Source organism: Pseudalkalibacillus sp. A8 (genome assembly GCF_045920555.1).
Classification (GTDB): domain Bacteria; phylum Bacillota; class Bacilli; order Bacillales; family Fictibacillaceae; genus Pseudalkalibacillus.
This window is the reverse complement of the sequence record NZ_CP174509.1, coordinates 2,547,576-2,562,514: the sequence shown is the minus strand read 5'-3', so window position 1 is coordinate 2,562,514 and position 14,939 is coordinate 2,547,576. Positions and strand designations below refer to the sequence as shown.

The window sequence follows — 14,939 nt, the reverse complement described above, 5'->3', positions numbered from 1 at the left end:
AATCTAATTAATATTCAGAATTTTTTTAGCCCATCTCTTCCTTTTTCGGTTCATTATGGATTCTATCCACATTTTTAAACATGTAGTTAAGCATGAAAAATCCAACTAATGAACCGAGTATTCCAAATGCTACATAGGGAATTTGCGTACCTATGATTTGAGCAACAGCAGCACTGAGAATTCCCAAAACCATACTGCCAATAGCCCCCTTTGGTGTTAAAAAAGCCTTATTCCGTAACAAGAATCCTGCGAATATGGGTACAAGTAACCCAGATGCTGAATATGCATATGTGGAAACGAGCCATCCTAAAGCTTGCGGGTAATATAAAGCTAATATGACGGCTAATCCTATCACGACAACAGCCATATACCTTGAGAATTTCAATAGATTTCTATCACTAACATTTGGATTGATGTACGAGTGATAAATATCCTTTGTAATGTTTACCACCACAGATTGTATAGCACTACTAACAGTAGACATTATCGTTGCTATTATGAAAGCGGAATAAATCGCCATGAACCAACTTGGGATTTGAGTAAGGAACCATCCTGAGGCCAATTCCGGATTTTCAAGGCCAGGGTTCATCGAGAAAATAGAAATTCCCATGAATGAAGCCCAAATACCGCTGATCACACCAACCAATGCTGCAATCACGAACGCTTTTTTAGCTATCTGGGGGCTTTTGGAAGCGTAAATACGTTGGTAGGACATTTGATTGGTTAATGCTCCTGGAAAAATAGCTAATATCCAGAAAATGATTGTCGCCATTCCTACGGCTCCTAAACCTTCTGGAAGGCCAATCATCGTTTCAGGTACTCTGCCAGCTATTTCATTCCAACCACCAGCTAAATTTAAAATATACAATCCACTTACCAATGACATGATAAGCATGACACATCCAAATATAAAGTCTGTCCACGCAACGGAAGTTAACCCCCCTGGCAAAACGAATAATAGACTAATCACAGCAAAAATAAAAACTAATAAAGGAAAAGATAGACCTGATATGTTCGAGAATAAATTACCGAAAGCCACAAGCTGAGTACATAACCATCCAAAAGGTACCACTATGGCCATAAATGTGACCATACTCATCATTAATTTATTTTCTCCGTATAACCTCTTGAATATTTCCGGCATCGTAGAGAAGTTTTGTTTTTTAAGCCAATTCGCCAGTAATACCAAGATGATGATTCCTACGGAATAAAGAAAATTATAAGTTATAGCGGACCAACCAGCACTATAACCAATCCCAATATGAGCCACTAGCACCCCACCACCCATACCAGTTGCAAATTGACTTCCTGCAACTACGTATACGGGTAATGATCTCCCACCAACAATCCAATTCTCACTACTTTTATTCTTACTTCCTATCCAAAAAGAAAAAATAGCAGCAGCAGACAATACAGTAACAGAACTTAACACAAGTACCAATGTAGAGTTCATCATTTTCCTCCAAACATTTTTAATGTACTATGATGTGAACTTCTGGCTGCGTTTAAGTAGGTTTCACCATCAGGTTTAAAACAAAGAGGTTCTTTTCTACATCCTGACGCCTCCCTTCTACGTAGTCTAAATATTCTGTTTTATATCAGTGTGATTAACCAAGGTAACAGTTGACATAATACGGGTTCCTATCGTTAGGCATAGTTCAAAAAACGTTTGAGGCCATATCGCTCCAGACTGATCGTAGTTTCGCCTTCCATTACTAATTCCGCCATCAATGTGCCGACCAGCGGAGATAAAGTTACACCACTATGCATCGCAGCGATATAAGCATTTTTTTTATCAGGTATCTTTCCTAATATCGGGAAACCGTCTTCCGGAATAACCCTTACCCCAGAGAAGCTTCTGACTATATTGGCTTTAGCTAAAGATGGAATGTAATTGATCGCCATTTGAGCGGTTTCTTGTATCACATCCATTGTTGTTCTCCGATCATAACCTACTTCTTCCTTGGAGAAACCAATCAATACTTCGCCATTTTCTGCCTGCCTCATGCCCCCAATCGTATGTTTTAGAAAAGGAGCCAATGGTTCTGTAATGATTACTTGTCCGCGTACCTGTTTAACAGGTATATCTAAACCCAAGAGTTTGCCGATCTTTTTAGACCATGGACCCCCTGCTAATATCACCTTTTCTGTAGTAATGGCATCCTTATTATTTTTTGTGTAAATATTATAGTGGTCTTTTTCCATTACAATTTCGATAACTGGATTATAAAAAGAAAATTCAACCTCATTTCTTTTAGCAGCTCTAATGTAAAGCTCCACTAACCTAAATGGATTAACATTTCCATCCATATCACTATAAGTTGCACCGGCTATATTGGGGGAAATGGCTGGCTCCTTTTCGAGCACTTGATCTCTAGTTAATACCTCCACCTTAATGCCTACCTCTGCTTGCTCTTCAGCAAGCCTTAAAGCTTTATCCCGATCCGTTTGAGTAAAGAACGGTGCAATCCCACCGGTCCTTTTGTATTCAACATCCCCTATTTTCCTTTCTAGAAAAGGATAAAGCTCTGCGCTATACATGCTTAATTCTCCATACCATGACGGCACCTTATTATGTACCCATACCCATGCTTGAGTGGAACCTGATGTCCCGGATAAAGGAAATCCTTTGTCTATTACCAAAATCCTCTTTTGCTTATATTCAGAAAGATGATAGGCAATGCTGCTTCCTATCACACCACAGCCAATAATGACAATATCATATTGATCAGTCATTTTGACGATCCCCCGACTCTAAAGACGCTTCATCAAAAACACTCACCACATTGGATGAAGATGTATTCCCAGCCAATATACCTAATCTGGTGATTTTTAATGGCATACGCATGCGTGGAGGGGGGATTTCATTTATTGAAAGGCCTAGATTAGTCGCGATCAATTCCCTCACAGGGTTCATGCATATTTTTGACTGACATGGACCCATCCCACACCTGGTTAGTCTTTTAATATCGTCAAAAGTAGAAGCACCCATTCGAATAGCAGTCTCTATTTCATCAACATTTATTTCTTCACAGCGACATACAATAGTAGACTTGTCCATTTAGCACCCCTCCAAAATTGTATGAAATAAACCTGGTTACGGTAATTCACAATCTTTATGGAATTCTCTTATATGGGCAATTCGAGCCAAAAACGTTTCATTGGATTCTTTACTTTCCATACTCCTGAGTTCGTCCCATAAAAAGGAACTTTTTATTTTCGCTTCATTATCATTCAGGACCCCAAGGTTTTTTAGTGTATTCAATGCTGCAATCTCTGCGGTCAATAAGATTCCACCTATGCAAGTTATGCCTGCAGCATTCCCAGCTACATAAACAGAAGGATTACTCGTCTCTAATGTACTGTAATATTTTGGAACAAAACCTCCTAGTTTTGCTTGATAACTAAATTCGCAATCTAGTATTTCAAAAGTCTCAATAATCGGAGATAAGCCTTTCCCGATACAGATCAAATCAATATCAATATCTTCCTTTTGCCCATCATGGTTTATGCATACTGTCTCTACTTCCCCTACACCCATTGCTCTCTCAATAGTCGTATTTACCATCACGCGTATATTTTCATCCTCAAGTCCATCCACCAACTTTTTATCATTTACGGAAACGTTTTTATCTATGATGCCTAAAATATTGATTCCACATGCCTTTAGCTGTTTTGCCACTTGTGCTGAAAAAGAATTCAATCCTACGAACAGCGCATTCTTACCTGGCATTACACGCTCTCGGTTTATTAATATCTGGGCAGCACCTACAGTCATTACACCCGGTAAGGTCCAGCCTGGGAAGAGATCCCCCTCTTCAGCAGCTCCTGTAGTAACGATTACCTTTTTTGCATCAATCGGAAAGGTTTCAGTATCATTCGCTATCCCTATCCGTCCATCCTTATAAACCCCAATCATCTTATGCTTCAATAAACAGGTTATTGGAAGAGGACTAAGTCGATCAATCAGAGTCCTCATCAAGTGTATCCCTCTTTGTCTATCAAATTGTTTTGGTAAGTTATCGAAAAATTGAGTCTGCTGTTTCAGTTGTCCTCCTGGGGCATAAGATTCCTCTATTATTATCGTTTTAACACCTCTTGAGGCAGTCTCGAAGGCAGCATTTAAACCAGCGGGACCACCACCTATAATTAATACGTCAGTTTTCATGGTTTCCTCCCCTAACATCGGGGTCACCAGTATTCGGCTTTATTTCCATCCCCTCTTCTATAAGGGTCATACAGCTAAGGACATGTTCTAATCCATTTACTGTAACAAAACAACTGCAACATCTTCCATTTGCGCAAAAAAGCCCTCTTGATTGTTGTAGTTTCCTGCTGTTACCGAATTTCTTGATGTTATTCATCATTAATGCAGCAGCTATAGTCTGTCCTTGTTTAGCTTTCAGAGGTGTTCCATTATAAAAAAACAAGATTTGATCACTACCATGGTTTTCTAATATCGGATGATGGTCAATATACATAGAAACCCTCCTAAAAAAATATAATATTATAACTTTATAATTAAAGCTGAACTTCTAGGAAGTACCGTGATTGTTCTTGCTTTAAAATAAACTTTGAATATTCAATTATCCATTGATCAACTGTAGACGTAAAACGTTCAAAAACGATTAATTGCTCTCCAATTGGGACCTTTAATAAATTTGCTTCATACTCATCCGCTAGAATGGTATTGAAATAGATTTTGGCTTTATCTAATTTCATATCGTATTTTTCTTGGAACATATTATATAGTAGGTCATTTTCAATCGTACTCACTTGGAAATCCGGAAATAATGATGCTGGAATAAACGAGTATTCTATCGCAACAGGTTGATCATCCTGTAACTTTATCCTGTTGATTTTATAAACGTCATCTTCAGGACCGATTCTAAATAAATTACTGAGGTTCTTACCAGCTTCCTCTTTATGAAAACTTAAAGTTCGATGAGGGTGTTGATAATCTTCCCAAGATTCATTCCGTAACGTAACCAACTTAGATATGTTTTGCTCATTCCTCCTTATAACAAAAGTCCCTTTTCCGCTTTGCCGATATAATAGCCCTATATTTACCAGTTCGTGGATTGCCCTTTTTATTGTAATGTTACTTACATTAAACTGCTGGGCTAATTCCTTTTCCGTAGGTAATCGAAATCCCTCGTCCCATTCCCTCGATAATATTTTTTCTTCAAGATATTGTTTTACTTGTTCATATAAGGGTAAAGATAAACTTTTATTTATTTTCATAGTATGCTCCTTCTAGTAGCCTTCTAATAAAATAAAAATATAATGTTATAATCTTTACTTCTTTATTGATATAAAAATCCCTTTAAAAAATTATTAAATTTTTTAAGTATTTTCTTATCAAGATTTTTTAGTTTTATTCTTCTTAAAAAGATATAAAGGAAGGAGACTGGCTCCTTCCTTTTTTGTTTATACATATCCTTTTTCTTTTAAGCTGGTATATCCGGCTTCTGCATTAATAATCAGATGATCCAGAACCTCAACTCCAATCATATGCCCTGCTTCAATCAGCCGTTTTGTTACTTCGATATCTTCTCGAGATGAGTTAGTATCTTGAGAAGGATGTTGATGACAAAGGATGTTATTCAGGGATGCCAGTTATCTTGGCCGAACTTCACAAGGTCGACCATACCATTGCCCCCAGAGTAAACGATAAATCGCGGGTCTAACCCTTCCTTCTCTGAGCCACTACAGATGCCAACAACCTTTCTCTCAATAGGCAACCAAAGTGGTCCACCAGACCATCCATGCCTAATATCAGGGTGACCTGCGTGTGAGAATTCTAATTCTTTACCAGGGCTGTCGTTGTCTATATCTCTGAGACCCATGCCAAGCTCAACGGCTGGTCTACCTCCGAATGTTCCAGGATATCCCGATGAGACGTAATGTCTTCTGTAGTACTCGTCCTCGTCGCCCCACGATTGCGTGCCCAACCAGCCAAGTGCTTGTGGTTTGGGGTTTGTTAAAAACAACTTACTTACTTTCTTTAGCAGTTCGTAACGCAATACCTGTGCACTGCTTATTTCCTCCGTCGTCGTCATTACAACAAACATACACTACTCCATTTGAAGACTCAGTATAGCAAACCTGGCGAGGTTGAGGGATTAAACTCTGATTATTTTTCTTTTGAGCTAGTTCATCTAAATCATTGTTGAGTGGCTTATTCACATCTCTTTCCTCCTTCTTCATGACTGTGATACCGTACGGAATTCAGTACGAATAAAACAATCAATATTAGAGTAACCTATTAAAGGCTGAATAAATATTCCTGTTTTTGGTTCTGTTTATTGGTACTAAATCGTTTGTGACCTAATTTTCGTTTTAAGAGCGGGAACCCCCTCCCGAGAACAAGTGGAATATTTTTAAAGAAAGACAAATAGTTAATACCTTTCTAAGCGGATTGGGAAATTTAAATATATCTAAGCTAAAGGCAAATAACAAAAAAGAAGGAGCGATGCTCCTTCCAAAAATCATACATAACCTTTTTCTTTTAAGCTGCTATATCCAAATACTGCATTGACAATCAGATGATCTAGCACCTCAACTCCAATTAAATGCCCTGCTTCAACCAGCCGTTTTGTTACTTCGATATCCTCTCGGGATGGATTAGTATCTTGAGAAGGATGCTGGTGACAAAGGATGATAGCTGCACTGTTGTTCAGGATTGCACTTTTAAATACTTCCCTGGGATGAACAATGCTGGCATTGATTGAACCTACATGACAACGATGAACGGCAACTACTCTGTTTAGCACATAACAAAGAACACTTCACGATCATCTTCGCCGATAAACCCAGCTGCAACTCTTGCACCATCTTCTGGAGAACGGATGATGTGTGTTTGCCCTCCTTCTACCTCTGAAATCACCTGTCTGATCCGTTGAATCTCATAAATTGTTTATCATAAAACAGCTTCTTTGTTTGAAAAGAAAGGAATTTTTGCGAAAACGAGTGTAGAAGGATGAGAAAGTATGCAAGTGGGAAGTTACGGATTGTATAAAACCCAATGACTTAGCCAGTGTTTACAAGTGCTTTTCAACACGTTAAGAATCATACCCGGGGTTAGATAGGTGTAACATTTATGTTTAACGTAACTGATTTTGCAAAGTGTCCAAAACACTACATCCAATTTTGTTTCCAATTCGGACGCCTTCAGCTACAGCTTCACTTATCGTTCTTGGAGCAATACTATCACCAATTACAAAAACTTCTATCCCAAGGTTCCTTTTAATAAATTGTTCTTCTAGGTTATTATTCGATTTGCTGAAACCTGCGAATACTATTAAATCAACATCTTCAATCACATGTTTAACATCCGACCATGCATCCCGAATAACCAAAGTTCCATTCCTTTCTCCTTGTAATATTTGATTTGCTGTCCACTTTACACCATTTTTTGCAAGAGAGCGGTACATCGATGGCTTATTGGTTGAATCCAACTCTTCACATACAGTTTGAAGCGGAGTCAATAGTTCAACATTTGAAGCTCCGGCTTTCGCAATAAAGTTTGCTACATAACCTCCTCTTTTTGCACCCCTATCGTATACAACGATGCTTTTCCCGTTTATATTTTTTACCTTTCCTTCCAGCACATCAGTATCCGTTACACATGGTATTTTAACTTTATGAGCCTCGATTGGAACAATCGTCTCAGCGCCTGTAGAGATGATCACAGTATCCGGTGAAATTTGTAATATTTTTTCAATACTAGCCTCAGTTTTTAGTTTTATATCTACGTGAAGCCTCGTTAACTCATTTTTAAGCCATTCTATATGTAGGCCATAATGCTTCCTGTTCGGCTGTTTTACACCATAATTGATTTGACCGCCTAATCGATCGGAACGTTCAAAAAGGATTACATCGTGACCTCTTTCTCCTGCTACACGTGCTGCTTCCATTCCTGCTGGTCCTCCCCCCACTACCACAACCTTTTGTACTTCAGAAACCGAGGTAAAATCATGTAACGCATCATCCGATATTCCCGGGTTTACAGCACATCCAATCGAAAGCCCATCATATGTCCTCCCAATACAACCCTGATTAGTGCCTATACAAGGACGAATTCGCGAAACATTACCTCTATATGCATGGTTTGGCATATTAGGATCCGCAATAATTGCTCTAGTCATAGCAACAAGATCACAATCTCCCGCCATTAAGGCATTTTCAGCTTGATAAGGATCAAGTATGCGCCCTGCTACTAGGACAGGTACAGAAAGTAAATTCTTCATCCTTTTTGCTAAGTGATTATAACATCCAGTGGGATAAGGATCTGGTGGAATCGTCCCTGCTTGCAACTCTAAGGTATTTCCAGTGCTCCCACTAATATTAAATAAGTCAATCCTATCTATTTCATCCAACTTCTTAGCGATTTCAAACATATCATCTTGGGACAATCCAATCGTATCGGTCTGCGGATCTCCTGTCATTCGGAAGCTGATAATGAAGCTATCCGACACGACTTTTGCAATTGCTTCTATAACTTTAACGGAAAATCGCATCCTACCAGTTAAATCTCCACCATACTCATCCTTCCTATTGTTAATGACAGGACTCCAAAATTGCTCTATCAAATGTCCTCCATAAGAAGTGATTTCTATCCCGTCAAAGCCGCATCTTTCAAGTCTTTTGGCTGATGATGCATATGCTTGAATAATCTTTTGGATTTCTTCCACACTTAGAACTGCTGGAATTTCCCCATTAAGGCTCTCTGGGATTGCGGATGGAGCTTGAACAGGATACCCGGTCGCTTTTGAGCTAATCCTCCGTCCTTTATGCGTAGCCTGGGCTAAAATAATGGCCCCATGTGAATGAACCCGTTTCGTTAATTCAAGAAAATATTCTTCATTTTTTGAATCCCAAAGACTGACATACTTTGGATGTGCTGCCTTTCCATATACGGTTCCAGAACCGCATGTGAAAATCATTCCAGCCCCACCCATTGCCTTTCTTTCATAATATCGTATGAATTTTTCGTTTATTATCCCTTCATTGGCAAGTCCTTCCCCATGAGCACTTGAAACGACCCTATTTTTGATTCTTCTATTCCCTACTTTTATTTCACTAAATAAATGCGGAAAAGGTGACATATAAAAAACTCCTTTATTTAAAATATTTTTTACAGTAATGCTGTTTATTGATTAATAGATGAATTGGTTGATAGGGGGATAGAATTATCCTTCGTTAATAAACTCACACCTACTAAAGCAATTACTGACAAAGGTAAAGACAATAATATGGTGTTGCCACCAATCGGATTTCCGATCATTTCTATCAGGATCGTAGAACCGCCTCCTATAATAATGGAAGCTAATGCTCCCTGAGATGTTGCTCTTTTCCAGAAAAAGCCTGCTAGAATGACAGGAGTAACAGCAGCACCATACATTGTATAAGCAAATATAGACAGTTTTAGCACACTAGTGAAAAAGGTACCTATCAAGTAGGCAATAATACCAATAATGATTACTGAAATTCGGTTGAATTTCAGGTATTTATTTTCGGGAAGTTTTCCTTTAAACTGCCCATACAAGTCATAAACAATATTTCCTGACATGGACAATAAAAAGGAATTTGCAGTGGTAATGAGTAAAGCTGTGAACGCAGCCAGTATTAGCGCACCAATCGGGATGGGTAAACTCTGATTTGCCAATTCAATGAGAGCTGTGTCAGGCTTTATATCTGGCAAAAGCACAATGGAAGCGGTTACAAAGAAAGTAATTAAACTGTAGACTGTTACAACTCCGATAAAAAATCCGATTGTCGATCTACTTGCACCTTGTTCCGTTTTAGAAGCTGAAAAGCGCTGGAGCATACTCTGGTCTCCAATTATGTATACAAATAAAGGCAGGAAATATCCAACTAATTGTAGTGGGGTTAATCCTCCACTGAAAGTAAATTTAGCCTCTGGTAAATTGGAGACAAGATTTGAAATCCCGTCAACTTCCACCAAAATGAGTGGAACAGCTAGGATAAAACCAACTATAATTAATAACGCACTAAACATATCCGTATATGAGACTGAAAATAGCCCCCCAGTCGCAGCTAATACGATAACAAAGAGGACTGTTAATAAAGAACCTATGGATTCTGGCAATCCAGTTGTAATATTAAGTACATATCCACCTGAAATGAATTGATAAGATAGAACACTGAGGTAGGTTAGCAGAATGAATATAGTAGAAAAGAGGCGTGTATATTTTCCAAATCGAACTTCAAGCATTTCCGGTACAGTTCTTTTTGCTAATGCACGAGTTCTTGCCGCAATAAAATACATTACAATGATCCCTAATGGAGCACCTAAGAAATAAAATATTGCCGCTAAGGGACCATATTGATAAACAAAGCTCGCCCCACCAACAAGGGAGCCTGATCCCACCCATGAGGCGGTTAAGGTTCCAATTACAACAATCAATGGAAGCCGATGGCCTGCAATAATAAAATCATCCCCGCTACTTACTTCACGCTTATTATAGTAAAGCGCTAATAGGATCATACAAAATGCATAGATTAATATCACAATGGCATGGATAGATATTGTAAACACTCCCTTTCTAAACTTTTTAATCATTACTCATCGGCACATCATACCAAAACACTATCTCTTTAAATACAATTTAGGTATCCCTCCCCTTTGATGGTCCACTAATAATGAAGAGAATTAATTTAGTATCTTTAAAAAGAACGTTTAACTAAAAACTGAAAATTTAAAAATTTCCTACAAATAAATTACCATAAATATAGTATAATGAGAAATATATATATTATTGCTTATTAATATTTATTTAATATTAATGGAGGGAATTATATGGAGTTTCGGCACATAAAATATTTTGTCGCAGTCGCTAAGGAATTGCATTTTGGACGAGCAGCAGAAAAGTTAAAAATGGCACAGCCTCCTTTAAGCCAACAAATCAAAAACCTGGAAACCGAATTAGGGGTAGTATTATTTTATAGAACAAAACGACAAGTAAAATTAACAAGAGCAGGTGAAGCTTTTTTAAATAGAGCAAATAAAATATTGAAAGAGGTGAATGATACATGTGAGGAAGTGCGTAGAATTGACCGAGGAGAATTAGGCCAACTTAAATTGGGGTTTGCTGGTTTGGTAACTTTTGATCTTTTACCTTTGGTTTTACAAACATTTCAGATGAAGTATCCAGAGGTAAAAATTGTATTACATCATTTAACAACAACCGAGCAAATTAAAGCTTTACAGCAAAATGAAATTGACGTTGGAATTCTGATTCCACCAATTGACAATAGGGAGATTGATATAGAGGTAATAAGGGAAGAACCTTTTGTCGTTGCATTAAATAAGTCTCATCCTTTAGCAAAAATAACTAAACCAATGAATTTATCGAAATTAGCTAATGATAAATTTATCATGCCTCCAAGAAACGCTGGTCCAGGGTATTACGATTCTATAATTAGTCTTTGTCACAAAGCAGGTTTTAGCCCTGATACAACACAAGAGGCTAAAGAATTGCAAACCGTGGTCTCTCTTGTTGGTTCAGGAATTGGTGTTGCACTCCTTCCCTCATCAATCCAGCATTTAAAAAACGACCGTGTCACTTACGTTTCAATTAAAGATTCTCCAAATAATATTAAGACATCAGTAGCATCAAATAAAGACAATAAATCTCCTGTTGTAGAATCTTTTCTTACTTTACTAAAAGAAACCTTTATCAATTAAGTCAGATGTTCAGTAAAGATGGTTTAAAGGGGCACTTGTTATTAGTACAATATACCCTCTTTTTCAGTTGCATTACCTTGAATTAATAAACTGGCTGGGGGTAATTGATCGAACCGCCATCACAACAATGTATAGCAAGAAACTCGATGAATTAAGACATATGACAAAAATGCTTCACAGCCATCTCCCGATAAACTTAGCAGTAACTTTGAAGTATCATCTGAACAAATAATGTACGATTCTCTTCCCTCAAACCGAAACACTTATCCGTTTAATTTAAATAAATTGTTTCTAATTTGAAAATCCTGTCTTTATATATCATCAATGAACTCACTAAATCTGAACAATTTGAACGCCACCTTAAAACATGTACGTACTGTCAGCTTGAATTAGAATCTCTAGACCAATTTTTGGAGTTCAACGGTTACATTTAGTACTTGAAGATCCAAAGGGTTTATCGAATCAATGAACTCCTATCCTGGCCTTTGCCAAACTCCTTTTTTAGAAGATGAGCTAGTTATTATTACTTCGAACGAACCGTCAAATCCGATAGGCCAGCAAAAACAAATTACTCCAGATGAACTTTTAACCTTACCTGTAATTATGCGTGAGCCTGGGTCAGGTACTAGACAAGTGATTGAAGAACATTTACGTGCTCATCAGTTAGATCTTAAGGATCTGAATATTATCTTGGAGCGAAAACACTGAGTCTTTAAAATCTGCTGTTGCTTCTGGTATGGGAGTATCAATTATTTCAAAATCTACCATCTAAAAAGAAATCCAGTTGAATATTCTCAGAGAAGTATCCATTCAAGGGATTCAATTACGTAAAAAACTATATTATGTCTACTATACAGAAAATCTCTCATTACCAAGTGAATCATTTATTACCTTTTTATCTAAAACTTTTCATTCAATTTAAAACCCAAACATAACCCGACTCCTATACTATTAAACCTGTAATTTTACCAATATTTGTTCTTCCTAGGAAAAGCTACTTTCCGTTTTTTACATCTAGTTTAGTAATTTACCTCTATAGAAACACAGGAAGGAGACTAGATCCTTCCTAATCAGTTATACATTGCCTTTTTCTTTTAAGCTGGGTATACCCTGCTCGCCATAATAAGAAATATGATCCAACACCTCAATTCCCATTTTGAGACCTACTGCAAGTAGACCTTCCGTCACTTCGATATCTTCTCTAGAAGGAGTTGTGTCTTGTGAAGGATGCGAGATAAATCACTAAATAAAGGAGATTTAAATGACATAGTAGTGGATGATCGAGACATTTCGTGGAAAACAAAGGAAAAGCCTTTTTAAGAACAGGGCGTATATTAGAATTATTTTCAGGAAAAATTTTTTATTTTCATCAAACCGTCTGTCATTTTCTTTCGTTAACTTAATTGAAAGAAAAATACATAGAAAGAGGTGATTCTAATGATGAAAAAACTGTTTACTGTCTTTATGACTGGAACAACCTTTGTATTTATGGCTGCTACTGTGTCAGCACACACTGCAACTCCTTGTAATGATACAAATGGTGATGGACAACCGTCTGGACAAGAATATGCCCAGCATCATATCGTTCCGCTTGCTCAAGCACATGAATTGGGTCACGACGGGCACACTCCAGGGGCTCATCACGGATTTAGTGTCTGCAAATAGTATTTCCCCTTAATCTTTTGATTAGGGGGGAATACTCCCCAAAAAGGTGGATATGGAAGGTTATTTATCATGGACATTTTTAGTATAGCATGAAGAAATATAGTTTTTTATTGAAAAATGTTGACAAACTATTAGCTGGTTTTGCTGAATATCGTTATTAGACTTAAATGAGCTTTATTGCAGAAAACCTCCTAAATATAGTGAGTCATTTGAAGGGATATTCAGGTTTAAATATTTTTTTATTTTTGAAATGGGGTAAAAAAATTAACCTTTTAAACTCTTATCATTACAAGTCACGAAAGCAGGGTCTGAAAGATTACCCTGCTTTATCCAAGTTATATATCACAATGTCAATTCTTATTTTGGAGCATTGAAACATAAGTTAGTGAAAAGACAATAAAATTAATTTGGGCTCGCAGTTGGTCTTACGATCATCTCACTCACATCAACCTCAGCAGGCTGTTCAATGGTAAATAAAATAGTATTAGCAATAGCGAAAGATGGAATCGATATTTTACGGTATTCCTTCATGACCAGCTGTGCCTGTTCATCGGATATACTGTCAGCCAATTCCGATTCGGTTACTCCCGGCGATATGACTGTTACCCTGATATCATCACCTACCTCTTGGCGCAATCCATCCGAAATAGCACGAACTGCAAACTTGGTTGCGCAATACACTGCTGCGGTTGGGGAGACGGTGTAAGCACCGATAGAAGCAATGTTAATGAACTGGCAAAACGCTTGTTCTTTCATGATCGGCAGTCCTGCCACAATTCCGTGCAGGACTCCCCGGATATTTACGTCGATCATGCGATCCCATTCATCTACTTTCAATTCTTCAAGTTTAGAAAGTGGCATGACACCCGCGTTATTAACAATAACATCGACACGGTCAAATTTTTCTTTCGCAAAGTGGACAATCTGCTCCATTTGCTCTCTCTTCGTGACATCCAATGGCATGAATTCAGCAGTGCCGCCTTCCTCACGTATGGCGGATGTAAGAGCTTCTAGCCGCTCCCACACGCCTCGCCCCCAACACGACGCGTGCCCCTTTTTGGGCAAGAAGTCTTGCGGTCGCTTCTCCGATACCACTACTGGCCCCCGTGATGACAACTACTTTTCCAATTATGTTAGACATTATTCTCCTCCAATTTATAATTAGTATAAAACTAAGAGTCTAGCTTATTTTTCTTCCCGATAAAGGATCATTCCGGCATGATAGAGTATGTCATCCCGAAAATCACCATCAGCCGTGAACCCCGTATCGTCTACATACTCGATATGGTTACCTGTAATGGTATAACTGCCTGTATAGGCACTTTTTTTATTTCCACGTGCCTCGTCATAACGCCCGTTAGGTAGGATTTCATGTCGGATGTAGCCGTCATTAGTGACCCACATGCCAACATAAGGATGTTGTGTTATATTTTGTTTGTTCGCCATTGTCCATTCCTCCTCTATTGTATTGGGAACTAGCTTTATTATGATCGATTTTAGAATGCAAGCACTTATCATGTCGAAAACATGTTTAGGGTCAAAATCTAAGCGGAGACACAGG

15 protein-coding genes and 3 pseudogenes are annotated in these 14,939 nt (G+C 38.0%); 3 read left to right on the top strand and 15 right to left on the bottom strand.

Annotation, left to right across the window (positions count from 1 at the left end):
• Positions 1 to 25 precede the first annotated feature (25 nt).
• The 12 genes and pseudogenes from ACJROX_RS13315 to ACJROX_RS13260 all read right to left on the bottom strand — a co-directional run bounded on the left by ACJROX_RS13315 (position 26) and on the right by ACJROX_RS13260 (position 10,588).
• Positions 26 to 1,453: a sodium:solute symporter gene (locus tag ACJROX_RS13315; RefSeq protein ID WP_408011201.1), complete on the bottom strand. Its 1,428-nt coding sequence runs from the start codon at positions 1,451 to 1,453 to the stop codon at positions 26 to 28.
• A gap of 194 nt (positions 1,454 to 1,647) precedes the next feature.
• Entirely contained in the window at positions 1,648 to 2,736 is a 1,089-nt protein-coding gene (locus ACJROX_RS13310) for an NAD(P)/FAD-dependent oxidoreductase (protein ID WP_408011200.1), read from the bottom strand.
• Positions 2,729 to 3,061, bottom strand: coding sequence for a (2Fe-2S)-binding protein (locus tag ACJROX_RS13305; RefSeq protein ID WP_408011199.1), 333 nt, complete (start codon positions 3,059 to 3,061; stop codon positions 2,729 to 2,731). Before ACJROX_RS13305 ends, ACJROX_RS13310 begins: the two co-directional genes overlap by 8 nt.
• A 36-nt stretch (positions 3,062 to 3,097) precedes the next feature.
• Positions 3,098 to 4,168, bottom strand: coding sequence for an NAD(P)/FAD-dependent oxidoreductase (locus ACJROX_RS13300; RefSeq protein ID WP_408011198.1), 1,071 nt, complete (start codon positions 4,166 to 4,168; stop codon positions 3,098 to 3,100).
• A complete protein-coding gene (locus tag ACJROX_RS13295; protein WP_408011197.1) occupies positions 4,158 to 4,481 on the bottom strand; it encodes a (2Fe-2S)-binding protein in 324 nt (107 codons plus the stop codon). The genes ACJROX_RS13300 and ACJROX_RS13295 overlap by 11 nt, the downstream gene beginning before the upstream one ends.
• 40 nt (positions 4,482 to 4,521) lie before the next feature.
• On the bottom strand, positions 4,522 to 5,244 hold the full coding sequence (locus ACJROX_RS13290) for a GntR family transcriptional regulator (RefSeq protein WP_408011196.1): 723 nt from the start codon (positions 5,242 to 5,244) through the stop codon (positions 4,522 to 4,524).
• A gap of 186 nt (positions 5,245 to 5,430) precedes the next feature.
• A complete protein-coding gene (locus tag ACJROX_RS13285; RefSeq protein ID WP_408011651.1) occupies positions 5,431 to 5,601 on the bottom strand; it encodes a JAB domain-containing protein in 171 nt (56 codons plus the stop codon).
• A 5-nt stretch (positions 5,602 to 5,606) separates the two neighbouring features.
• Positions 5,607 to 5,849 (bottom strand): hypothetical protein, encoded by a 243-nt coding sequence (locus tag ACJROX_RS13280; RefSeq protein WP_408011195.1) that lies wholly within the window; start codon positions 5,847 to 5,849, stop codon positions 5,607 to 5,609.
• A gap of 145 nt (positions 5,850 to 5,994) precedes the next feature.
• Entirely contained in the window at positions 5,995 to 6,189 is a 195-nt protein-coding gene (locus ACJROX_RS13275; protein WP_408011194.1) for a hypothetical protein, read from the bottom strand.
• A 302-nt stretch (positions 6,190 to 6,491) separates the two neighbouring features.
• Positions 6,492 to 6,907: pseudogene (locus ACJROX_RS13270) on the bottom strand (JAB domain-containing protein).
• A gap of 199 nt (positions 6,908 to 7,106) precedes the next feature.
• Positions 7,107 to 9,110, bottom strand: a complete 2,004-nt coding sequence (locus tag ACJROX_RS13265; protein ID WP_408011193.1) for an FAD-dependent oxidoreductase — start codon at positions 9,108 to 9,110, stop codon at positions 7,107 to 7,109.
• Between the two features lie 44 nt (positions 9,111 to 9,154).
• Entirely contained in the window at positions 9,155 to 10,588 is a 1,434-nt protein-coding gene (locus ACJROX_RS13260) for a sodium:solute symporter (protein ID WP_408011192.1), read from the bottom strand.
• 237 nt (positions 10,589 to 10,825) lie between these two features.
• On the opposite strand from ACJROX_RS13260, the gene ACJROX_RS13255 reads away from it, so the two are divergent.
• Positions 10,826 to 11,713: a LysR family transcriptional regulator gene (locus ACJROX_RS13255; RefSeq protein WP_408011191.1), complete on the top strand. Its 888-nt coding sequence runs from the start codon at positions 10,826 to 10,828 to the stop codon at positions 11,711 to 11,713.
• Positions 11,714 to 12,178: 465 nt separating this feature from the next.
• Positions 12,179 to 12,421: a LysR substrate-binding domain-containing protein gene (locus ACJROX_RS13250; protein WP_408011190.1), complete on the top strand. Its 243-nt coding sequence runs from the start codon at positions 12,179 to 12,181 to the stop codon at positions 12,419 to 12,421.
• Between the two features lie 366 nt (positions 12,422 to 12,787).
• On the opposite strand, the pseudogene ACJROX_RS13245 reads toward ACJROX_RS13250, so the two are convergent.
• Positions 12,788 to 12,946: pseudogene (locus ACJROX_RS13245) on the bottom strand (JAB domain-containing protein); the annotation flags it as partial.
• Positions 12,947 to 13,177: 231 nt separating this feature from the next.
• On the opposite strand from ACJROX_RS13245, the gene ACJROX_RS13240 reads away from it, so the two are divergent.
• The gene (locus ACJROX_RS13240) at positions 13,178 to 13,378 is read left to right on the top strand and encodes a hypothetical protein (protein WP_408011189.1); all 201 of its coding nucleotides are present in this window, start codon (positions 13,178 to 13,180) and stop codon (positions 13,376 to 13,378) included.
• A 402-nt stretch (positions 13,379 to 13,780) separates the two neighbouring features.
• Here the strand turns inward: ACJROX_RS13240 and ACJROX_RS13235 are convergent.
• A pseudogene (locus ACJROX_RS13235) lies at positions 13,781 to 14,519 on the bottom strand (SDR family oxidoreductase).
• Positions 14,520 to 14,563: 44 nt separating this feature from the next.
• Complete coding sequence (locus tag ACJROX_RS13230) at positions 14,564 to 14,824, bottom strand: Atu4866 domain-containing protein (RefSeq protein ID WP_408011650.1); 261 nt, start codon at positions 14,822 to 14,824, stop codon at positions 14,564 to 14,566.
• Between the last annotated feature and the right edge of the window lie 115 nt (positions 14,825 to 14,939).